The sequence below is a fragment of the Janthinobacterium sp. UMAB-56 genome (genome assembly GCF_900095265.1).
Taxonomy (GTDB): Bacteria; Pseudomonadota; Gammaproteobacteria; order Burkholderiales; family Burkholderiaceae_D; genus Janthinobacterium.
In genome coordinates, this window is sequence record NZ_LT607661.1 from 161,082 (window position 1) to 181,472 (window position 20,391).

The following is a 20,391-nucleotide window of genomic DNA, read 5'->3' on the forward strand; positions in this document are numbered from 1 at the left end:
CCTAGTCCAGGAACTGTTCGATGCGCGCAACCATCCAGTCCGGCTGGTCGTACATGATGAAGTGGCGCGCCGTGTCAGCCAGCGCGACTTGTACGCCCGGCAGCTGTGCATACTGCTGCCGGAAGGTCGCTTCGATGGCGGTGCGCGGCGCGTAATCCTTGTAGGCGATCCAGGTGCCCAGCACCAGGGTGGGCGACTGCACTTTCGCCACGTCCTGGCGCAGGTCGCTGGCCATCAGGGTGCCCATGGCCTTGATCACCGTTTCGCGGTCCGAGCGCTGGCCCCAGCCGATGATGCGCTCCACGTCGGCCGGCGCGTTGGCCATGCTGCTCACCGCGCGGCGCTGGTTGGCGGCGTAAGTGGCGTCATCTTGCGCGCGCATGGCCGCTTGCATCTGCGTAGCCATGGCTTGCAATTGCGGCCGCGTGATGGAAGGCAGTTGCGTCGCACCCAGTGCCGGCAGCGAGTCGACGATCAGCAGCTTGCCCGTTTGGGCCGGATGGTCGATGGCCATTTTCAGGGCCAGGAAACCGCCCAGGCTATGCCCGATGATGGCCGGCTGGCCCAGTTTCCGGGTGTCGATGTAGTCGGCCAGCTGTTGCTCGGCCTGTGCCAGCAAGTCGCCATCGATGGGCGCCACGCCGGCAAAGCCGGCCAGTGTCAGTACGTGGCATTGGCGTGCGGCTTGCGGGCCGCACAGGCGCGCCACCGTGCCTTGCCAGACTTCGCCCGAGGACGCCAGGCCGGGAATCAGGATCAATGGACGGCCCTGGCCCGTGACGTCGACCGTGAAGGCCTTGGGTGCGGCGGCCTGGCTGGCGCCCGCCAGCAGCATGGTGCTGAGCAAGATGCATGTTTGCAGTGTTCGTTTCATGGGGTATTCCTCCTTGACGACTATGCTAGCGGCGCCGCAGCCCCGCAGCCAGTGCTGCGGGATGAGCGGCGGCAGGACGGGATGAGTGGTTCAGAGCCATGCATCCTGGTCCTGGCGGTGCTCCGGAAGGTAGGTCAGGTATTGCACCATGCGCGGCGCCGGGCCGCGGTTGGGCGTGGCGCAATGCGGCAGGGCCTGGTGCCAGATGATGAAATCGCCAGCCATGCCTTCGACGGGCACGGGCCGCAAGTCTTCGACGGCCCATTCGCGCGGCAGGCGGCCTGGCGGTACTTGCTGCAGCCAGCTTGCCATGCGCCGCTGGAAGCCGGGCACGCAGTGAAAGGCACCGTGCTGCGCGGGACAGTCGCTCAGGTACAGCATGCCTTGCAACTGGAAAGGAATCGGCTGTTGCAGGCTGACGTCCCAGTGCAGGGCGCTGCCAAGGAAACGGTGCTGCGGCGTTTCCGGCGGATTGAAGCTCACCTTGTCGATGCTGGCGTAGATGCCGGCGCTGGTGCTAGTGTCGTATAGCTGCCGGTAGGCGTGGCGTACGTGCGCGCTGTGGCGGTTGTCCTCAAGGGCCGGATGGTCGGAAAACTGCAGCATCAGGCCCCGTTTGCCCGGGTGCGCCTGGTACCACGATGCCGGTTCGTCGGGGGAGGCGCCCAGATACTCCCAGATGGCCGCCCGGGCGGCGGCGCATTGTGCGCGCGGCACGGCGCCGCGCAGCACCAGATAGCCGTGCTCGTCAAAATGGCGCAGCTCGGCGGCGGACAGCACGTCCTGGTGGGGACTGGCGGCATGCGCCGGGCGTGGGCGCGTGCGCGCGGCGATCCAGTCGCTGTAGGCCTGCAGGGTCGGCCGTTGCTGATACAGGAAGTGCAGCGCGTCTTCCATCGAAATGCCACGCGCGTATAGCGCCTTGATGTCCCGCTGGTCGCGCGCCAGTCCCAGCTTGCCGCTCGCGCTGCCGTGTGCCGTGCAGCGCTGCCATAAATCGTGCAAGTGAGGCCAGTCGTCCATGGTGTTTTTGGTCTGCTTGAAAAATCAGCCGGCGCGCAGGCGCCGCCACAGGGTGGTGCGGCTGATGCCGAGGTAATGGGCGGCGGCGTCGCGGCGCCCGCCGAAACGCGCCAGCACTGCGCTGGCGCTTTCGTCTTCCAGGCGCGGCGCGATGGTGGCGGGCGCCGTCGGCAGTAGCATCGCCGTGCCGGCAGCGTTGGCAAGTTCCGGCGCCACGCCCAGCACGAAGGCGGGTGTCAGCGCCTGTAGCGGTTCGGCGGCCAGGAACAGCGCCAGGCGCTCGGCCAGATTGCGCAGTTCGCGCACGTTGCCGGGCCAGTCGTAGCGGCGCAGCAGCGGTGCGCAGGCCTGGACTTCCGCGTGCAGGTTGGGGTGCGGACGGGCACCCAAAGCGGCCAGCGCGTTTTTCAGCGACCATTCGGTCAGGCCGGCAATATCGCTGGCGCGTTCGCGCAGGGCGGGCAAATGCAGGCGCAGCACGGCCAGGCGGTAGAACAGGTCGGCGCGGAAGCGCCCTTCGCCGATACGCTGTTCCAGGTTGCAGTGCGTGGCGCTGATGACGCGCACATTGATGGCGACGGGCCGCGTGCCGCCCACGCGCACCACTTCGCGCTCCTCCAGCACGCGCAGCAAGCGCGTTTGCAGGGCCAGCGGCATTTCACCGATTTCGTCGAGGAACAGGGTGCCGTGGTTGGCCGCTTCGAACAGACCCGCATGGCCGCCCCGGCGCGCGCCCGTGAAGGCCCCGTCTTCGTGGCCGAACAGTTCCGATTCCAGCAGTGACTCGGCGATGGCGCCGCAATTGATGGCGATGAAGGGCCGGTTGGCCCCCAGGCTGCGCGGGCTTTCGCGGTGGATCGCCTGCGCCACCAGTTCCTTGCCGCTGCCCGTCTCGCCCTGAATCAGCACCGTTGCCGGCGAGCGGGCATACAGCACCACCGACTGGCGCAGCGCTTCCATCGCTTCGGACTCGCCGCGCAGGTCGTGCAGGCCGTGGCGCGCACGCAGGGTGTCGGCCACCACCGCACGCCGTCCCCGGTTCGATTCGATCTGGGTCAGGCGCGCCAGTTCCAGCGCATCGTCGAAGGCGCGCCGGATGGCCGTGGCCGAATACACGAAGACGGCGGCCAATCCCGCCTCTTCGGCCAGGTCGGTCACCAGCCCCGCGCCGACGACGGCCTTCACGCCAGCTGCCTTCAGTTCGTTGATCTGCGCGCGCGCGTCTTCCTCGGTGGCGTAGGTGCGCTGAAAGATAGGGAAGCCGAACGTGGCGGCAAATTCGGCCAGTTCCGGCATCGGGTCCTGGTAGGTGACCACGCCGATGTGCGGAGAGATGCGCCGCGCGCGCGCCAGCGCCTGCATCACGTCGTAGCCGCTGGCCTTGGCGATGATGACGGGCACCGACAGCCGGCCTTTCAGGTAGGCGCCGTTCGAGCCGGCCGCGATGACGGCGTCGCAGCGTTCGGTGGCCATGCGTTCGCGGATGTGGCGCACGGCGTCATCGAAGCCCAGGTTGATCGGTTCGATCGTTGCCAGGTCGTCGTATTCGAGCGTGATGTCGCGGAACAGGTCGAACAGGCGCGAAACGGAGACGGTCCAGATGACGGGTTTGTCGCGGTGGTCAAGCGGAGGTTGGGGAGGGCGGCGCATGCTTTATTCTAATCGATTTGTTTCATTTTCTGGCCATGCAACGGCGTTGCAACGGGCGCGTTGCAAGTGGTCTGTGGTGTTTCAGGTCTGACCAGCAAGGAATATCAGGAAGCCGCCGCAAACTGGTTTATGATCTATCAGCAGCATGCGGCTTGACAGCGTTTTTTGCTCAGGCGTATGTTCACTTAGCCTTCAACCATCCATGGTGTCCATGAACCGTGTACTGACCAGTCCCGCTTTCATCGCCGATGCCTTGCAGTTGATCGCCTTGCCGGCATGCGCCTGCGATGCCTGCGGCATGGTGGTGGCGGTGAATGGCGCCTTGGGAACCTTGCTGGGCAGAGATGTGTCGGGCCTGCCGCTGGCAGACAGTTTCAGCGCCGCCTACCGCGTGTCGAGCGCGAGCATGCTGCGTGGCGCGCTGGGCGCTGCCGGGCGCGAGCGTCACTGGGACAGCAGCCTGGAAGGCAGGGCGGGCGCCATCGCCGTGCAGGTATGGGCCAAGCCGCTGCCGGCGGACGATGGCTTGCCGGGCGCGACCCTGGTCTTCGCCGACATCAGCGTGCAGCAGCGCGACCAGCAAGCTTTGCGCAAGACCTTGCTGGAACAGCAGGCCATCCTGGAAAGCGCTGCCGTCGGCATCATATTTTCCAGGGGCGGCTTCATCGAGGATTGCAATATCCGCGCCGCCGAGATGCTGGGCTATGCGCGCCACCAGTTGACGGGCATGCCGGGCGCGGTGCTGTACCGCTCGGCCGAGCATTGCCGCCTCCTGGGGCTGGAAGCGGCGCCGCTGCTTTCCAAAGGCAAGCCGTACCGCACGGAACTGGAATTGCGGCGCCAGGACGGCACGCTGTTCTGGGCGCGGCTGCACGGGCGCGCCGTCGATCCCCTGCATACGCATGACGGCACGGTATGGATCATCGAAGATATCAGCGACCACCGGCGCGATGAAGACCAGTTGCGCCGGGCCATGCTGGAAATGCAGGCCGTGATGGACAACGCGCCGCTGGCCATCGGTTTTCAGCGCGACAAGGGCGTGCTGCGCTACAACCGGCGCTTTGCCGAATGCTTCGGCTTTGATGGCGATAGCGGCGTGGGCCTGGCCGTCGCCGACCTGTACCCGTCGCGCGCGGCCTATGAAAACGTGGTGCGGCAAGCGGCCCCCCTGCTGCTGCGCGGACTGCCGTTCCAGGGCGAGATGGAGATGCGCCGCCGCGACGGCTCCACTTTTTGGGCCTTGGCGTACGGCTATGTACTGAACCCGGAGAGCCAGACCGAGCGCGCGCTGCGCGACACGATCTGGCTGTTTGACGATCGCAGCGAGCAGAAGGCGGCCGAGGAGGCCACGCGCCAGTTGATGCTGGAGCAGCAGGCCATCCTCGACAATGCCTCCGTTGGCATCCTGTTTTCACGTTCGCGCCTGGTCTTGCGCTGCAATCCCCGCTTCGCCGAAATGTTCGGCTACGCACAGGAGCAATTGACGGGCTTGCCCGCCGCCGAGCTGTTTCCCTCGCCCGCCGCCTACGAGGAGTTTGGCGTGCGGGCCACGCCGCTGCTGGGACAGGGTTTGCCGTACGAGCAGGATGAAGCCCTGTTCCGCCGTCGCGATGGCAGCCTTTTTTGGTGCCGCATACGCGCCAAGGCCGTCGACCAGGCGCACAGCGAGCAGGGTACCATCTGGATACTCGAAGATGTCACGGCCAGCCGCCAGGCGCAGATGGAGGTGGCGGCCATCATGACGAATGCCTCGGTCAGCATCCTGTATACCAAGAACCGGCAGATCACGCGCTATAACCTGGGCTTCGCCGCCATGTTCGGCTACAGCGGCGACGAGGCGCTTGGCCTGCCCGGGCGCGCGCTGTATGTGTCCCAGCAATCCTACGACTTGCTGGGGGCGGCGGCCTTTCCCTTCCTGTCGGTGGCCAAGCCCTTCCAGACGGAAGTGGAAATGCTGCGCCGCGACGGCAGCACCCTGTGGGCGCAGCTGATCGCCTATGTGGTCAATCCGGACGATCCCGCCGCCGGCACCATCTGGATCATCGAGGATCGCACGGAAGCCAAGCGCGCCGAAGAGTCCTTGCGCAACGCCTTGCTGGAAAATCAGGCCATCCTCGACAGCGCGGTGCTGGGCATCTCGGTGGTGGAGGGCGGTTACAATTTGCGTGCCAACAGCAAGATGGAAGAGCTTTTCGGCTATGGCCCCGGGGGTATCAACGGCCTGTCGGTGCAGGCCTTGTATCCGGACGTGGCCGAGTGGAAGGCGGCGCGCGACGAGGCGGCGCGCGATTTCGACGCGGGCAGGGTGCACATGTCGGAATACCAGTTGGTGCGCAAGGATGGCAGCCGCTTCTGGGCGCGCCTGTCCGGCCGGCCGTTTGACCTGGCGCATGCGCATGGCCGTTCCGTGTGGCTGGTCGACGACGTGACGGCCCGCCGCGAGGCAGGCGAGGCGGTGCGCCGCGCGCGCGACGAATTGGAGCTGCGCGTGCAGGAACGCACGGCCGAACTGGCCGGCGCCAACCTGCTGCTGCAGGGCGAGATCGCCGAGCGGCGCCAGGCCGAGGCGCGGGTGCACCACATGGCCTACCACGACAACCTGACTGGCTTGCCGAACCGCGCACTGCTGTCGGATCGCCTGGAGCGGGCCATGCTGGCCTCGCAGCGCTCCGAGCGCAAGCTGGCCGTGATGTTCATCGACCTGGACCGCTTCAAGACCATCAACGATTCGCTGGGCCACATGACGGGCGATTTGCTGCTCAAGGAAGTAGCCGCCCGTCTGTGCCGCGCGGTGCGCGCCAGCGACACGGTGGCGCGCCTGGGCGGTGATGAATTCGTCGTGCTGGTGCCGGGCATCCGCGACACCGACGAGGCGGCGCGCGTGGCCGAAAAGATCATCGAGGCGCTGACACCGGCCTTTCCGCTCGACGGCCATGTGCTGCATGTGACGCCGTCGATCGGCATCTGCGTGTATCCGGACGATGGCGGCGATGTCGACGCCCTGATGCGCCATGCCGACGCGGCCATGTACCACGCCAAAGGCAATGGCCGCAATAACTACCAGTTCTTCACGCAAACGATGAACCAGGCGGCGGCCATGCATTTTGACCTGGAAAGCAGCTTGCGCACGGCGCTGGCGCAGAACCAGTTCGAGCTGTATTTCCAGCCCATTATCGATATCGCCACGCGCAGCCTGCATAGCATGGAAGTGCTGCTGCGCTGGCGCCGCCCCGGTCACGGGCTGGTGCTGCCGGACCACTTCATCCCCATCATGGAGGAAAACGGCTTGATCGTGCCAGTCGGCGAATGGGTGATGCGGCGTGCTTGCGAACAAAGCGTGGCCTGGCTGCGCCAGGGCTTGCAGCCGGTGCCGCTGGCGGTGAACCTGTCGCCGCGCCAGTTCATGCACAAGGGCCTGGTGGCGGCCATCGGCGCCGTGGTGCGGGAAACGGGCATCGATCCGGCGCTGCTGGAATTCGAAATCACCGAGACGGCGCTGATGCAGCACGGCGAGCATACCCTGGAGATTTTGCGGCAGATCAATGGCATGGGCCTGCGTCTGTCGATCGACGATTTCGGCACCGGCTATTCCAGCCTGGCCTATCTGAAGCGCTTTCCCGTGAAGAAGGTCAAGATCGATCGCGCCTTCATCAAGGACCTGGAGCACAGCGCGGAAGACCGCGCCATTGTGGCGGCCATCATCGCGCTGGCCGACAGCCTGCAATTGTCGACCGTGGCCGAGGGCGTGGAGACGGAAGAGCAGTTCGCCCTGCTGCAGGCGAACGGCTGCCGCTATGCGCAGGGCTATCTGTTTTCAGCGCCGATTCCCGCAACGAACGCGCAATCGCTGCTGGAACGCTTGCCTGCTTAGTCTATGGTAGCGATGACGGGCGCATGGTCGGACGGCTGTTCCCACTTGCGTGGCACGCGGTCGATCACGCACGCCGTGCAGCGGGCGCTCAGGGGTGGTGACAGCAATATATGGTCGATGCGCAGGCCCTTGTTCAGGCGGAAGCCCAGTTGGCGGTAATCCCACCAGCTGAACGATTTGTCTGCCTGTTCGAACAGGCGGAAGGCGTCCGTCAAGCCGATGTCGAACAGGCGCTGCAGGGCGGCGCGTTCCTTGTCCGAGACCAGTACCTGGCCGGCCCAGGCGACAGGATCGTGCACGTCGCGGTCGTCGGGGGCGATATTGTAGTCGCCGACGACGGCCAGTTGCGGATGCTGCTGCGCTTCTTCGGCCAGCCAGTCGTGCAGGGCGGACAGCCAGCCCAGTTTGTATTCGTACTTGTCCGAGTCGACGCTTTGGCCGTTCGGCACATAGGCGCAGACGACGCGCACGCCGTCTATGGTGGCGGCCAGGATGCGTTGCTGTGCATCTTCATAGCGCGGGTTGTTCTTTACCACGTCGGTGATCGGCAACTTCGACAGGATGGCCACGCCGTTGTAGGTCTTCTGGCCGCTGAAGACCACCTGGTAGCCGGCCGCCTCGATTTCGGCGACGGGGAACTTGTCATCCGTGAGCTTGGTCTCTTGCAGACAGAGTATGTCGACCGGGTTGTCTGTCAGCCACTGCAGCACTTGCGGCAGGCGCACTTTGAGCGAGTTGACGTTCCAGGTGGCGAGTTTCATGGGAAAAATCCTTGCTTGAATAGGTATCGATAGGCGCGAATCTTACCGCATGCGTGTCGGCGGTGTCCTGCCACGCATGTCGCGTATCGGCTTTATTTGTTCACAGGAAAAAAGAGTGTCAATAAAGTATTTGTATTTAACCAATCGTGGCGCATGAATATTATATTTTTGTGTATGATTGATTAAGCGATATGTTTGATTTTGCATAAGTGGCTCGCGTGGCAGGCTGCGTCTCGCAGTTTAACGCGACAAAGGTGTAAAGTTTCTCGCTAAAACGCGATAAAAACTACTAAAATGGCGCAATGTAACAACTGTGTCACACGGCTTTGTTACAGCCAAGTTAAGAACCGAACAGGAAGCAGTTGTAATTAGTTGTAATTGCTATTCCGATTACATGACCACTGTGCCGTGGACGGAGCGTCAATTCCGTCCCTGGCGCCGCCAGACTTGTTATATAAATTGCAGTACTATATCTATGAGACTGTTTTGCGACATCAATAGATGGTACTATTTTGAAATGTTGCAGTTTTAATAGTGAGACTTGCGCGTAGCATTTGCAAAGGAAGAAAATGCGAACTGCATTTGAAGCGTGGGCGCAGCGTGACGGCCACATTGTGCGGCGAAGAGAAGACAAACCGGATGAGTACCTGATTTTCGAGACCCAGCGCCGCTGGGTTATCTGGCAGGCTGCTCTGACGCATGGCAAGACGGCTGCCAAGCCGCGCGTGAGTGCGGCCGAAAAGGCGGCGAAAGCCCAGCGTGCGCTGGAAATGTCCTCCGATGAAGCGACCGTGCGCAACAAGGTGCTCAATGAGGTGCTCGACGCCTTCAGCGGCGCCGATGGCGCAGCCGGCATGGAAGGCATACTGAAAGTGATCCAGGGCCTGAAGATGAAGCAGAAGGCACTGGCCGACGACAAGAGCGAAGATTCAACGGCTTGAGGGGACGGCAATGCGTTATCGGCACTACAAGGGCGGCATTTATGAACTGGTGTGCGAAGCCACGCTGGAAGCGGATCTGACGCCGATGATCGTGTATCGCGCTGCCGACGGTTCCATCTGGACCCGTCCGAAAGACGTGTTCTTCCAATTGATCGAAGTCGAGGGCGTCATGGTCCAGCGTTTCGCTCCCATCAACTGATGGCCGCCTGCGTGCGTGCCCGGGATTGTTTCATGCGTAAATTGCTGCCTGCCGCATTGGTGCTGGGCTTTGCCTGCGCCGCGGCGCATGCCGAAACCATCGGTTCGGTCGACACGGTGTTCAAGCTGATCGGCCCTGACCACAAGATCGTCGTCGAAGCGTATGACGACCCGCGCGTCGCAGGCGTCAGTTGCTATCTGTCGCGCGCAAAGACGGGCGGCATCAAGGGTGCCATCGGCCTGGCCGAAGACAAGGCAGATGCGGCCGTGGCTTGCCGTCAGGTGGGGCCGCTGCAATTCAAGGGCAAGCTGCCGCGCCAGGAAGAAGTGTTTAGCGAGCGTGCCTCGATCTTCTTCAAGCATGTGCGCGTCGTGCGCATGGTCGACAGCAAGCGCAATGCGCTGGTCTACCTCGTCTATTCCGACCGCCTGATCGAAGGCAGCCCGAAAAACAACGTCACCGCCGTCGCCGTGCCCGGCGACCAGCCGATTCCCGTCCGTTAAGCGAGCTACCCATGCGTGTGCCGCTGTCTGCTCCCCTTGCCGCCCTTGCCGCCGGGACGCTGCTGCTGTTTGGCCTGGGCGGCTGCGCCACGCTGACGGGCAACACCGAGCAGATGGTGCTGGTGCAAACCATCCAGGACAACCGCGAACTGAGCGGCGCCGGCTGCATCCTCAGCAACGACGTGGGAAAGTGGTTTGTCACCACGCCCGGACGCATCACCATCCGCAAGAGCCAGGAACCGTTAAAGGTCGACTGCCGCAAGCATGGCTCGCCCGCCATCGCGATGGACGACCATATCGATCCCAAGCTCAATGGCAGCGTCTGGGGCAATGTCATCCTGACCCTGGGCGTCGGCTATTTCGTCGATCGCAACACGGGCGCCGGCTTCGACTACCCGTCGATCCTGACCATCGTCATGCAAGACCCCGCGCGCCTGGCGCCGCCGCCTGCGCCCGTCGCCGTGAAACCGCCTGCGGCCGCGATGCCGGAAACGGTGGTGCAGCCGAAGGTGGTGCCATCGCCTTTGCCCAATCCCGTCGTCTACTGATTCATCCGCCACGCATGAAAAAGCCGCCAGGTCAGTGACCATGGCGGCTTTTTTTATTTCGCGACGCCGATAGCGCAGGGCGCTACCGGCAAGGCGTCAATTTAGACCCGGTTGATGAGGAACGTCGTCAGCAGGGGCACCGGGCGACCGGTCGCGCCTTTCGAGCCGCCCGATTTCCATGCCGTGCCGGCGATATCCAGATGTGCCCAGGTGTACTTCTTGGTGAAGTTTTCCAGGAAGGCCGCTGCCGTCACCGAACCGCCGCCTGGCGTACCGATGTTGGCCAGGTCGGCGAAGTTCGACTTCAACTGCTCGTTGTATGCCTCTTCGATCGGCATGCGCCATGCCGTGTCGCTGGACTGTTTGCCCGCTGCCAGCAGCTCATTGGCCAACTGGTCATGCGCTGCATCGCTGCGCGTAAACAGGCCGCTGTTGTGGTGGCCCAGGGCGACGACGCAAGCGCCCGTCAGGGTGGCGATATCGACCACGGCTGCCGGCTTGAAACGTTCGGCGTAGGTCAGCGCGTCGCACAGCACCAGACGGCCTTCGGCGTCCGTGTTCAGCACTTCGATGGTCAGGCCGTTCATGGAGGTGACGATGTCGCCCGGCTTGGTGGCGCGTCCCGACGGCATGTTTTCGCACGCGGCGATGACGCCGATGACGTTCAGCTTCAGGTTCATTTCGCCGATGGCGCGGAAGGTGCCCAGCACCGAGGCGGCGCCGCACATGTCGTACTTCATTTCATCCATACCCGGGCCGGCCTTGATTGAAATGCCGCCCGTGTCGAAGGTGATGCCCTTGCCGACCAGGACCACTGGCGCATCCTTGGCCTTGCCGCCCATGTGTTTCAGGACGATGAATTTCGGCGGCTGTTCGCTGCCGTTGGTGACGGACAGGAAGCTGCCCATTTTCAGCGCTTCGAGCTGTTTACGGTCCAGCACTTCGACTTCGAACTTGTAATCCTTGGCCAGCTGCTTGGCCGTGTTGGCCAGGTAGGTCGGATTGGCGACGTTCGCCGGCAGGTCGCCCAGATTGCGTGTCAGGTCGGAGCCGTTGGCGATGGCGATGGCTTGTGCCAGCGCGCCGCGCGTTGCCGCCGTTGCTGGCGCCGCCAGGACGATCTTGCGCACGCCCGCTGGCGCCGGATCTTTTTTGCTTTTTTGCGAGTCGCAGCGGTATTCGCTGTCATGTGCGGCTTGCACCACGCAACGGATTGCCCAATTTACGTCGCGCTCTTTCACTTCAAGCAGCGGTAATGCGATAATGGCGTCCGCAGCGCCCAGCGAGCCGAAGGCCTTCAGCGCGGCTTGTACGCCGGTAGCGAAGCTTTTTTCGCTGACCATGTCATCGCTGCCCATGCCTACCAGCAGAACACGTTCGGCGGCGACGCCATCGACTGCGCGCAGCAGCAAAGTGCTGCCAGGCTTGCCGCTGATGTCGCCGGACTTCAGCGCAGCCGAAATCGCACCCTTGCTGTCCAGCGATTTTGCCGCTGGCGACAGTTTTTTGTTTTCGAATACCGCAACCGCGATGCATCCGCTTTTGGCCGTGCCGAGGGTGCTCTTGGTATCGAATGCTTTTATGCTAAAGTCCATTTGGTTCTCCGTTTTCATTTACTAGTAACGTGTTACTCAACTAACTGACCCGAATTATAAACTCCGAATGATCTTTCAACGTGCCCTTCGACGTGAATTGGCTAGTGCCGCCGGGGCCACCTTCACTGTTTTGTTCAGCATCCTGCTCACCTGGATGCTGATCGGTATTCTCGGCAAGGCGGCGGGCGGCAAGATTGCGTCGTCCGACGTCATGTCGCTGATGGTTTTTTCCGCGCTGATGCAGCTGCCCACCATCCTTATCCTCACGGGTTTCATCGCGGTGCTGATGGTCGTCACCCGCAGCTACAAGGAGTCGGAGATGGTGGTGTGGTTCGCCTCCGGCCTGAGCCTGTCGCGCTGGATCAGGCCCGTGCTCAGCTTCGGCCTGCCGCTGGTGCTGGCCACCGGCGTCCTGAGCCTGTACGCCACGCCGTGGGCGCAAAAGAAAAGCGACGAATATGTGGCGCGCTTTGAAAAGCGCGAAGACCTGCAGAAAGTCACGCCTGGCCAGTTCCGCGAATCGGCCGGCAGCAACCGTATCTTTTTCGTCGAGGGCGTCAGCGGCGAGAAGAACGTGGTGCAAAACGTCTTCGTCAATACCGTCGATGCAAAAGGCAGCGCCGTCGTCGTCGTCGCCAAAGAAGGCGTAATCAATACCGACGCCAAGGGGGAGCGTTTCCTGGTGCTCAAGAGCGGCCGCCGCTACCAGGGCGTGCCGACCCAGGCGGACTTCCAGACCATGGAATTCGAACAGTACATCATGCGTATCGAGAGCAAACAGCAGGAGCTGGGGGCGGAACTGGGCGTGCGCGCCATGAGCACCATGGCGCTGATCGCCGAGCCCAATCCCTACACCATGGCCGAATTGCTGTGGCGGGTCAGCGCACCCCTGATCGGCCTGATGCTGATCCTGCTGGCCATTCCGCTGGGCTTTGTCAATCCTCGTGCCGGCAGTTCGACCAACCTGATCATCGCCCTGCTGATTTTCTTTACGTATAGCAACCTGATCAAGGTCGTCGAAGCGAGCGTGAAACAGGGCCGCCTGACCTTCGGGCTGGCCTGGTGGCCGCTGCACCTGCTGGCGGCACTGGCCGTGGTAGCGCTGTTTGCGTGGCGCCTGAATGTGAATCACCGCTATCATCCGCTGGTCCTGCTGGCGGCTTTCAAGCGCGCGCGTCGCGCCGGCAAACCAAGTAAAGCGGCATCGAAATGAAGATTTTACAGCGCTATTTTGCGGTCTCGATCTTCCAGGCCGTGCTGTTCGTGCTGCTGGCCTTCCTGGCACTGCAAGCCTTTATCGACCTGACGGGCGAGCTGCCCAAGGTGGGCCGCAACGGCTACACCATCCAGTATGCCTTCCTGTATGTGCTGGTGCTGGTGCCGGGACACGTGTACGAAGTGATGCCGATTGCGGCGCTGATTGGCACGATCTATACGATGGCGCAATTTGCCGCCAGTTCCGAATTTACCATCATGCGCGCATCGAGCATGTCGACGGCGATGGCAGCCGGTTTCCTGCTACGCATCGGTATCGTCTTCGTGGTCATCACCTTCATCTTCGGCGAGTTGATCACGCCGCGCACGGAACCGCTGGCCGAACGCCTCAAGCTCACTTCGCGCGGCGCGGCCGTGTCGAGCGAGTTTCGCTCCGGCCTGTGGACCAAGGACATGGTCAAGAGCGATGGCCTGACGGGCACCGTCACCGGTTCGCGCTTTTTCAATGTCGGCGAGGCGCGTCCGGACGGCCAGCTGAAAAACGTCAAGCTGTATGAATTTGACACCGATATGCGTTTGCGCACCCTGACCGTGGCCAAGGGCGCGACCTATCAGGGCAATAATATCTGGCGCCTGACCGATGTGACGGAAACGTCGTTTTCGAACAGTGCGGCGACTGCGCCCGGCTTTGAGCCTAAGCTGGCGAACTACTTTGGGCAGGAAACGAGCCTGGTGCGCACGGTGCAAAGCGCCAGCAAGGACATGATGTCGGAAGTGACGCCGAAAATCCTGACGGTGTCGGCATCCGATCCCGAGCGCATGTCGGCCAGCGAACTGGCCGTGTACACGCGCCACCTGGCCGAGAACAAGCAGGAAACCGAGCGTTTCCGCATCGCCTTCTGGAAAAAGCTGATCGATCCGCTGGCCATCTTCGTGCTGATGGCGCTGGCGCTGCCGTTCGCCTACATGCATACGCGCAGCGGCGGCATCAGTCTGAAGATATTCATCGGCATCATGATCGGCGTGAGCTTCATGCTGGTCAATACCCTGTTTTCGCATCTTGGGCTGCTCAGCACCTGGCCGGCCTTCCTGACGGCGGTGGCGCCGAGCGCCCTGTATCTGCTGCTGGCGCTGGGCGCCCTGTGGTGGGTGGAGCGGCATTGATGGAGACGAACGTGAAACAGGCACTGATTTTGTTTGCCCATGGCGCGCGCGCCGCATCGTGGGCCGCACCCTTCGAGCGTCTGCGCGACCTGAGCCAGGCGCGCATGCCCGGCACCAGCGTGCACCTGGCCTTCCTGGAACTGATGACGCCACGCCTGCCCGAGCTGGTGGCGACCCTGCTGGCCGAGCTGCCCGCAGGCGCCATTCTGGACATCACCGTGGTGCCCGTGTTTCTGGGGCAGGGCGGGCATGTGCTGCGCGACTTGCCGCTGTTGCTGGAAGAACTGCGCCAGCAGCATCCGCAGCTGCGCCTGAAGGTGGTCGAGGCAGTGGGCGAGAACCCCAGCGTGCTCGCTGCCATCGCCGATTACTGCGTGGCGGCGCCAGGCTCCAGCCCTCTTCCTTGAGCGGCATCGACATCGTCTACCTGTGGGTCGACGGCGCCGATCCCGCCTGGCGCAAGCGCCGGCAGCAGGCGTATGCCGACTGGGCGCAGGCGCATCCCGGCCAACTGGCCCTGCACGGCAACGTGGCGGGGCGCTACCGTGACAACGGCGAACTGCGCTACAACCTGCGCGCGCTCGAGCGTTTCTTCCCCGGCCACGGCCATGTTTATCTGCTGACGGACCGCCAGGTGCCCGCCTGGCTGCGCGCTTCATCGCGCCTGACGGTGATCGACCATGCCAGCCTGATGCCCGGCGCCTCGCTGCCCGTGTTCGATTCCGGCCATATCGAATCGTATCTGCACCATATTCCGGGCCTGTCCGAACGCTTCCTGTATTTGAACGACGACGTCTTTTTTGGCGCGCCGTTCGAGCCCGCGTTCTGGTTTGGCGGGGAAGGGGACCAGCGCTTGAGTGTTTTCACGGAGAGCGCGCTGCAGCCCGATTTACCGGGCTTGCGCGCCGACGTGGCGGCGCCTGTCAATTGCGCCACCCTGTCGCGGCAATGGTTGTCGGCGCAGTATGCCGATTACCTGCATGAACCGCGCCTGTATGCGCATGCGCCACGGCCCCTGTTGAAAAGCGCGCTGCATACACTGGAAGGGCTGGCGCCGGCCATGTTTGCCGGCGTGCGCGCGACCGTGTTCCGCTCCTGGCAGGTGCCGGCATTGCTGCCAGACCTGGTGCCGCGCTGGATGGTGCATCAGGGGCTGGCGCGGGCGCGCATGCTTGACCCGCTGCATATCGCCAGCGGCGATGTGGATGCGCCGCAGCAGCTGGAGCAGTTGACGGCGCGTTTCGGCCGCTTGCCGTTTTTCTGTATCAACGACACCTGCGACGAGGCCGACGATGACGACCCGCGCCTGCTGCGCGTGGCCGCGACTTTGCAGCGGCTGCTGCCGCTACCATCGTCCTTTGAAATTTGAAGACGCTTAAGCCGCTTTCTTTTTCGGCGCCAGGCTGATGCGGGCGGCGAACGAGCTGTCGGCCAGCGAAGCAAGGAACAGCAGCAAATAGGCACCCAGTTCCAGCACTTCCTCGCCCAGCAGCGCGTAAGCGTCCGGCATGCCATGGAAGATTTTCTTGTCGAACGGCCAGCCAGCCACCATCAGCAAGCCGCCGATGGCGGTCAGGATGGTGATACGCATGCTGAAAATCTGTGGCACGGCGGCGAATACCTTGCGCGCGCGTGGCGCGAAGAAGATCAGCAGGCGTATCAGGATCAGCAATTCCACGACGCGCAGGGCTTTTTCAGCCTGTGCCCAAGCGGGCGCCGTGCCGAACTGGTCGATGTCGAGCTCACGCAGCAGGAAGCCGAACATCAGCGCCGACAAGCCGGCGTGCATCAGGAAACGCAGGGACTGGCGCTCAGGTTCCTGCCAGGCGCGCACGCCGTGTACGCTGCAAGCCAGGGCCAGGAACAGCGCCTGTAGCCATTCCAGTAAATGGTTTTCATCGTCGATATTCGGGAACACCGTCCACAGGGCGATGGCGGTGAGCATGCTAGCCAGTACAGCGATGGCGACGCCAACATTGCTGCGGCTGAGCGAAGTCAGGGCTTCGCGCATGGAGGTGAAATTCATGTGTGATCGTCAGGCTAAAGTTGCGCGGCGCGGTATTGCAGCCTGCGGGCGCAGCTTTTTTCGGGGACATTGCCGGTGGTTCCCGTTAGGCGGGAGGCCGCCAGGCAAGCGCTATGGCGGAGGGGCGCAGCGTAAATTTATTGCTATATTGCAATAGATTCTCGAGAAAAGATGCGTGAGCATCCTATCATGTTTCCTCTGAAGACGTCGGTTACTGACTTTAAAGTCGGTAAAATACGCTGTGTTTATTCAAGCATGGCGCGCCAGAATGGGCGCCGCTTTTTCGATGGCCTGGTGCGCGCGCTCAGCCATGGCGTCGCCCAGCATCACCAGCACGGGGCCGTGGGTGTCGCCCAGGCCATGTGCCAGGGCGCTCAGCGTCAGGCGCACGATGCGCTGGTCAGGGCGGCTGCAGTTTTCAATCACCACCACAGGGGTGTCGGTACGGCGACCCTGGGCCAGCAGGCGCTGCGCCGTGGCGATGGCTTCGCGGCCACCCATGTATTGCACCAGGGTATCGCAGTCGGGGATGCGCGTCTGATCCGGTTCGCCCGGCGCCGTGCTGGACGTAAAAAATGCCACGCTGCGCGACACGCCCCGCTTGGTCAGCGGCTGCTGTGTGGCGGCGGCCGCCGCCAGTGCCGTGGTAATGCCAGGCACCACTTCGACGGCGATGCCCGATTCTTCCAGCGCGCGCAGTTCCTCGTCGGCGCGGCCAAACAGCATGGGGTCGCCCCCTTTCAGGCGCACGACGAGCGCGTGCTTGCGCGCGTTGTCGACCAGTTGCTTGTTGATGAACGCCTGCGCCGTCGACAACTGGCCGCAGCGCTTGCCGACCAGAATCTTTTGCGCCTGGGGGCACAGCTCCAGCATCTCTTCGGTGACCAGCGCATCGTGCAGCACGACGTCCGCTTGCGCCAGCAGGCGCGCGCCGCGCAAGGTCATCAGGTCTTGCGCGCCGGGGCCGGCGCCGATCAGGTAGACCTTGCCGGGCAGAGATGGGGAGTTGTTCATGTTTGCCTTCCTCAGTCGAGACGGATCATGCCCGCCGCGACGGTCTGGTGGGTCACTTCATCGATCAGGATAAACGCACCGGTAGCGCGGATATCGGCATACGCGTCGGCCGCCAGCGCCTGCTGCACGTTCAGGCTGATGCGGGCGATATCGTTGAGTTTCAAGCCTTCGGCCGCATGGCGCTGCTGCGTATTGATGTCGAGAATCGATTCAATCGCCGTCACTTTTGCCGCCGTCTGTTTCGTGCCGTGCTTGATCCAGTACTTGCGGCGCAGGTCCAGCGCATCTTCCGACAACCAGCACACGTCGGCCACTACCTGTTTCAGCAAAGTGGCTGGGCGCTCGCTGCTCGCCAGCAAGTCGCCGCGCGAGATATCGAGGTATTCATTGAGCAGCAAGGTCACGGACTGGCCCACCACGGCCGTCTGCAGGGAGCCGTCCAGGGTGACGATATCCTTGACGGTGGCCGTCTGGCCCGACGGCTGCACCACCAGGGTGTCGCCGATGCTGACCTTGCCGGCCTCGATGCGGCCCATGTAGCCGCGGAAATCGTTCGCTTCGTGGCCGTTGTGGCGCGCCACCAGTTGCACCGGGAAACGCAATGGCGTGTCGTGCGATTCGTCGTAGACGGACAAGGATTCAAGCAGCTCGATCAGGGTCGGGCCCGTGTACCAGCCCAGCTTGTCACCGCGTTCGACGACGTTGTCACCCGTCAAGGCGGACAGCGGGATCGGTGTGATGTCCTTCAAGCCCAGCGACTGGGCGAACTCGCGGTAGGCGGCGACGATGCGCTTGTATACCGTTTCATCGTAGTCAACCAAGTCCATCTTGTTGACGGCGACGACCACGTGCTCGATCTGCAGCAGGTGGGCGATGGTCGAATGGCGCTTGGTCTGGATCAACAGTTCCACGCTGCCGTCGTCTCCCAGTTTGACTTTTGACACGTCGATCAGGATGATGACGGCATCGGCCGTCGAGGCGCCCGTGACCATGTTGCGCGTGTACTGCTCGTGGCCCGGCGTGTCGGCGATGATGAATTTGCGTTTTGGCGTGGCAAAGTAACGGTAGGCCACGTCGATGGTGATGCCTTGCTCGCGCTCCGCTTCCAGGCCGTCCGTCAGCAGCGACAGGTCGACCGTGTCGCCCACCGTGCGCTTGTGCTTGGAGCGCGACATGGCGTCGAGCTGGTCGGCGAAGATGCCCTTGCTGTCGAACAGCAAACGGCCGATCAGGGTGCTCTTGCCGTCATCGACGGAACCGGCCGTGATGAAACGCAACATGCCGCGCTCCAGGCTATCGGTCAAAGTGGTGTTGGAGAGTGCTGCGTTCATTAGAAATACCCTGCTTTCTTGCGTTTTTCCATCGAGGCTTCGGAAGTCTGGTCGTCCATGCGGGTGGCGCCCCGCTCCGTGATTTGCGTGATTGCCGTTTCGGCGATGATGGCGTCCACCGTCGCCGCATCGGAGGACACGGGGCAGGTGCACGAGATATCGCCCACCGTGCGGAAGCGCACGACTTGTGTTTCCACCGTTTCGCCTTCGCGCGGCGGCGTCAGATCCGTCAGTGGCACGAGCAAACCGTTGCGCGGGATCACCTGGCGCTCGTGCGCGAAGTAGATCGGCGGCAATTCCAATTTTTCACGGGCGATGTATTGCCACACGTCCAGTTCGGTCCAGTTCGAAATCGGAAAGACGCGCATGTTTTCACCGGGATGCACGCGCGTGTTATACAGGTCCCACAGTTCCGGACGCTGGGCTTTCGGGTCCCAGGCACCGAATTCGTCGCGGAAGGAAAAGATGCGCTCCTTGGCGCGGGCCTTCTCTTCATCGCGGCGGGCGCCGCCAATGCAGGCGTCAAATTTATGTTCCGCGATGGTTTCCAGCAAGGTCACGGCTTGCGCCGCATTGCGCGAGTCCGTGGCCGGGTTGCGCAGGCGCACGGTGCCGCGCTGGATCGAGTCTTCCACGGAACCGACGATCAGGCGCTCGCCCAGTTCGGCCACTTTCTTGTCGCGGAAAGTGATAACTTCAGGGAAATTGTGGCCCGTGTCGATATGCACGAGGGGGAATGGAAACTTGCCTGGGCGGAAGGCTTTCTCGGCCAGGCGCAGCAGGACGACGGAATCCTTGCCGCCGGAAAACAGCAGCGCAGGGTTGGCCGATTCGGCCGCCACTTCGCGCATGATGTGGATGGCTTCCGATTCAAGGCTGTCGAGGTGACGCTGGTTCAAAATATTGCTCATATGGGGTGCTTTCTTGTTCTGCTGAGTCTGTTGTGTCTGTTCAGGCTGCCACGGATTTGATGCGTATCAATTTGCCGTCCACCATGTGCAGGCCGCATTCCTTGGAGTCCGGATTTTCCCACCACCAACGCCCGGCCCGCACATCTTCGCCCGGCTGGACGGCGCGCGTACACGGTTCGCAGCCGATCGACGGGTAGCCCTGGTCGTGCAGTGCATTGTAGGGCACGTCGTTGGCGCGGATATACGCCCACACGTCTTCTTCCGACCAGTCGGCCAGCGGATTGAATTTCGTCATGGCGTGGGCCGCATCGTCTTCCTGCACATGCAGTTCGGCGCGCGTGCTGGACTGCGCGCGGCGTTGTCCCGTCACCCAGGCCTTGTTGCCGGCCAGGGCGCGGCCCAGTGGCTCGACCTTGCGGATACGGCAGCATTCGCGGCGCATCTCGACGCTGTCATAAAAGGCATTGAGACCGTTTTGTTCCACGTAGGCGGCCACCGCTTCCGGCTGCGGGCGATACAAGGTGATGTCGTGGTCGTAGCGGGCCTTGACCTTGTCGAGCACGGCCAGCGTTTCCTGGTGCAGCCGGCCTGTTTCCAGGGAAAAGATGCCGATGGGCAGCTTCGCCTTGAGAATCATATCGGTCAGCACCATGTCTTCGGCTGCCAGGCTGGACGCGAACACGGCCGGCGAAAACTCCGCGGCGATGCGTGTCAGCGTTTGCTCGGTGGCGTCAATTAAAGAAGTCAAATCGCTCATGATGGTTC

At 62.9% G+C, this 20,391-nt stretch carries 19 protein-coding genes; 9 read left to right on the top strand and 10 right to left on the bottom strand.

Annotation, left to right across the window (positions count from 1 at the left end; genetic code table 11):
* Position 1: 1 nt before the first annotated feature.
* From K0F85_RS19370 to prpR, 3 genes are all read right to left on the bottom strand, one after another.
* Positions 2-874, bottom strand: a complete 873-nt coding sequence (locus tag K0F85_RS19370) for an alpha/beta fold hydrolase (RefSeq protein ID WP_219117575.1) — start codon at positions 872-874, stop codon at positions 2-4.
* A gap of 90 nt (positions 875-964) precedes the next feature.
* On the bottom strand, positions 965-1,897 hold the full coding sequence (locus tag K0F85_RS19375; RefSeq protein WP_219117576.1) for a phytanoyl-CoA dioxygenase family protein: 933 nt from the start codon (positions 1,895-1,897) through the stop codon (positions 965-967).
* 24 nt (positions 1,898-1,921) lie between these two features.
* Entirely contained in the window at positions 1,922-3,547 is a 1,626-nt protein-coding gene (gene prpR, locus K0F85_RS19380; RefSeq protein WP_219117577.1) for a propionate catabolism operon regulatory protein PrpR, read from the bottom strand.
* Positions 3,548-3,758: 211 nt separating this feature from the next.
* On the opposite strand from prpR, the gene K0F85_RS19385 reads away from it, so the two are divergent.
* Entirely contained in the window at positions 3,759-7,418 is a 3,660-nt protein-coding gene (locus tag K0F85_RS19385) for a bifunctional diguanylate cyclase/phosphodiesterase (protein WP_219117578.1), read from the top strand.
* Here the strand turns inward: K0F85_RS19385 and xth are convergent.
* Positions 7,415-8,179 carry an exodeoxyribonuclease III gene (gene xth, locus K0F85_RS19390; RefSeq protein WP_219117579.1) on the bottom strand — a complete coding sequence of 255 codons (765 nt, stop codon included), beginning with the start codon at positions 8,177-8,179 and terminating at the stop codon, positions 7,415-7,417. The genes K0F85_RS19385 and xth overlap by 4 nt on opposite strands.
* Before the next feature lie 569 nt (positions 8,180-8,748).
* On the opposite strand from xth, the gene K0F85_RS19395 reads away from it, so the two are divergent.
* From K0F85_RS19395 to K0F85_RS19410, 4 genes are read left to right on the top strand one after another with little or no spacing between them, the layout of a single operon-like run.
* Positions 8,749-9,120: a hypothetical protein gene (locus tag K0F85_RS19395; RefSeq protein WP_096234395.1), complete on the top strand. Its 372-nt coding sequence runs from the start codon at positions 8,749-8,751 to the stop codon at positions 9,118-9,120.
* Between the two features lie 10 nt (positions 9,121-9,130).
* On the top strand, positions 9,131-9,319 hold the full coding sequence (locus K0F85_RS19400; protein WP_034782199.1) for a DUF1653 domain-containing protein: 189 nt from the start codon (positions 9,131-9,133) through the stop codon (positions 9,317-9,319).
* A 32-nt stretch (positions 9,320-9,351) separates the two neighbouring features.
* Complete coding sequence (locus K0F85_RS19405) at positions 9,352-9,822, top strand: CreA family protein (protein WP_219117580.1); 471 nt, start codon at positions 9,352-9,354, stop codon at positions 9,820-9,822.
* An 11-nt stretch (positions 9,823-9,833) separates the two neighbouring features.
* The gene (locus tag K0F85_RS19410; protein WP_219117581.1) at positions 9,834-10,370 is read left to right on the top strand and encodes a hypothetical protein; all 537 of its coding nucleotides are present in this window, start codon (positions 9,834-9,836) and stop codon (positions 10,368-10,370) included.
* A 101-nt stretch (positions 10,371-10,471) separates the two neighbouring features.
* Here K0F85_RS19410 and K0F85_RS19415 read toward each other — a convergent pair whose 3' ends face one another.
* Positions 10,472-11,965, bottom strand: a complete 1,494-nt coding sequence (locus K0F85_RS19415; protein WP_219117582.1) for a leucyl aminopeptidase — start codon at positions 11,963-11,965, stop codon at positions 10,472-10,474.
* Positions 11,966-12,032: 67 nt separating this feature from the next.
* Here K0F85_RS19415 and lptF point away from each other — a divergent pair, with 67 nt between their 5' ends.
* From lptF to K0F85_RS19435, 4 genes are read left to right on the top strand one after another with little or no spacing between them, the layout of a single operon-like run.
* A complete protein-coding gene (gene lptF, locus K0F85_RS19420; RefSeq protein WP_219117583.1) occupies positions 12,033-13,178 on the top strand; it encodes an LPS export ABC transporter permease LptF in 1,146 nt (381 codons plus the stop codon).
* A complete protein-coding gene (gene lptG, locus K0F85_RS19425; protein ID WP_219117584.1) occupies positions 13,175-14,344 on the top strand; it encodes an LPS export ABC transporter permease LptG in 1,170 nt (389 codons plus the stop codon). The genes lptF and lptG overlap by 4 nt, the downstream gene beginning before the upstream one ends.
* Positions 14,344-14,751 (top strand): sirohydrochlorin chelatase, encoded by a 408-nt coding sequence (locus tag K0F85_RS19430; protein WP_219117608.1) that lies wholly within the window; start codon positions 14,344-14,346, stop codon positions 14,749-14,751. The genes lptG and K0F85_RS19430 overlap by 1 nt, the downstream gene beginning before the upstream one ends.
* A complete protein-coding gene (locus K0F85_RS19435; RefSeq protein WP_257572891.1) occupies positions 14,748-15,713 on the top strand; it encodes a stealth family protein in 966 nt (321 codons plus the stop codon). Before K0F85_RS19430 ends, K0F85_RS19435 begins: the two co-directional genes overlap by 4 nt.
* A 6-nt stretch (positions 15,714-15,719) precedes the next feature.
* On the opposite strand, the gene K0F85_RS19440 is transcribed toward K0F85_RS19435, so the two are convergent.
* The 5 genes from K0F85_RS19440 to K0F85_RS19460 all read right to left on the bottom strand — a co-directional run bounded on the left by K0F85_RS19440 (position 15,720) and on the right by K0F85_RS19460 (position 20,383).
* A complete protein-coding gene (locus tag K0F85_RS19440; RefSeq protein WP_219117585.1) occupies positions 15,720-16,370 on the bottom strand; it encodes a hypothetical protein in 651 nt (216 codons plus the stop codon).
* 249 nt (positions 16,371-16,619) lie between these two features.
* Positions 16,620-17,384: a uroporphyrinogen-III C-methyltransferase gene (gene cobA / locus K0F85_RS19445; RefSeq protein ID WP_219117586.1), complete on the bottom strand. Its 765-nt coding sequence runs from the start codon at positions 17,382-17,384 to the stop codon at positions 16,620-16,622.
* 11 nt (positions 17,385-17,395) lie between these two features.
* Positions 17,396-18,715, bottom strand: a complete 1,320-nt coding sequence (locus K0F85_RS19450) for a sulfate adenylyltransferase subunit 1 (protein WP_219117587.1) — start codon at positions 18,713-18,715, stop codon at positions 17,396-17,398.
* Positions 18,715-19,626, bottom strand: coding sequence for a sulfate adenylyltransferase subunit CysD (cysD, locus tag K0F85_RS19455; RefSeq protein WP_133993663.1), 912 nt, complete (start codon positions 19,624-19,626; stop codon positions 18,715-18,717). Before cysD ends, K0F85_RS19450 begins: the two co-directional genes overlap by 1 nt.
* Before the next feature lie 40 nt (positions 19,627-19,666).
* Positions 19,667-20,383 (bottom strand): phosphoadenylyl-sulfate reductase, encoded by a 717-nt coding sequence (locus K0F85_RS19460; RefSeq protein WP_219117588.1) that lies wholly within the window; start codon positions 20,381-20,383, stop codon positions 19,667-19,669.
* Positions 20,384-20,391 lie beyond the last annotated feature (8 nt).

What these genes read in the sequence shown, in the direction of transcription:
- K0F85_RS19370 (WP_219117575.1), bottom strand. Translation starts at nt 874, where the DNA reads ATGAAACGAACACTGCAAACATGCATCTTGCTCAGCACCATGCTGCTG.
- K0F85_RS19375 (WP_219117576.1), bottom strand. Translation starts at nt 1,897, where the DNA reads ATGGACGACTGGCCTCACTTGCACGATTTATGGCAGCGCTGCACGGCA.
- prpR (WP_219117577.1), bottom strand. Translation starts at nt 3,547, where the DNA reads ATGCGCCGCCCTCCCCAACCTCCGCTTGACCACCGCGACAAACCCGTC.
- K0F85_RS19385 (WP_219117578.1), top strand. Translation starts at nt 3,759, where the DNA reads ATGAACCGTGTACTGACCAGTCCCGCTTTCATCGCCGATGCCTTGCAG.
- xth (WP_219117579.1), bottom strand. Translation starts at nt 8,179, where the DNA reads ATGAAACTCGCCACCTGGAACGTCAACTCGCTCAAAGTGCGCCTGCCG.
- K0F85_RS19395 (WP_096234395.1), top strand. Translation starts at nt 8,749, where the DNA reads ATGCGAACTGCATTTGAAGCGTGGGCGCAGCGTGACGGCCACATTGTG.
- K0F85_RS19400 (WP_034782199.1), top strand. Translation starts at nt 9,131, where the DNA reads ATGCGTTATCGGCACTACAAGGGCGGCATTTATGAACTGGTGTGCGAA.
- K0F85_RS19405 (WP_219117580.1), top strand. Translation starts at nt 9,352, where the DNA reads ATGCGTAAATTGCTGCCTGCCGCATTGGTGCTGGGCTTTGCCTGCGCC.
- K0F85_RS19410 (WP_219117581.1), top strand. Translation starts at nt 9,834, where the DNA reads ATGCGTGTGCCGCTGTCTGCTCCCCTTGCCGCCCTTGCCGCCGGGACG.
- K0F85_RS19415 (WP_219117582.1), bottom strand. Translation starts at nt 11,965, where the DNA reads ATGGACTTTAGCATAAAAGCATTCGATACCAAGAGCACCCTCGGCACG.
- lptF (WP_219117583.1), top strand. Translation starts at nt 12,033, where the DNA reads ATGATCTTTCAACGTGCCCTTCGACGTGAATTGGCTAGTGCCGCCGGG.
- lptG (WP_219117584.1), top strand. Translation starts at nt 13,175, where the DNA reads ATGAAGATTTTACAGCGCTATTTTGCGGTCTCGATCTTCCAGGCCGTG.
- K0F85_RS19430 (WP_219117608.1), top strand. Translation starts at nt 14,344, where the DNA reads ATGGAGACGAACGTGAAACAGGCACTGATTTTGTTTGCCCATGGCGCG.
- K0F85_RS19440 (WP_219117585.1), bottom strand. Translation starts at nt 16,370, where the DNA reads ATGAATTTCACCTCCATGCGCGAAGCCCTGACTTCGCTCAGCCGCAGC.
- cobA (WP_219117586.1), bottom strand. Translation starts at nt 17,384, where the DNA reads ATGAACAACTCCCCATCTCTGCCCGGCAAGGTCTACCTGATCGGCGCC.
- K0F85_RS19450 (WP_219117587.1), bottom strand. Translation starts at nt 18,715, where the DNA reads ATGAACGCAGCACTCTCCAACACCACTTTGACCGATAGCCTGGAGCGC.
- cysD (WP_133993663.1), bottom strand. Translation starts at nt 19,626, where the DNA reads ATGAGCAATATTTTGAACCAGCGTCACCTCGACAGCCTTGAATCGGAA.
- K0F85_RS19460 (WP_219117588.1), bottom strand. Translation starts at nt 20,383, where the DNA reads ATGAGCGATTTGACTTCTTTAATTGACGCCACCGAGCAAACGCTGACA.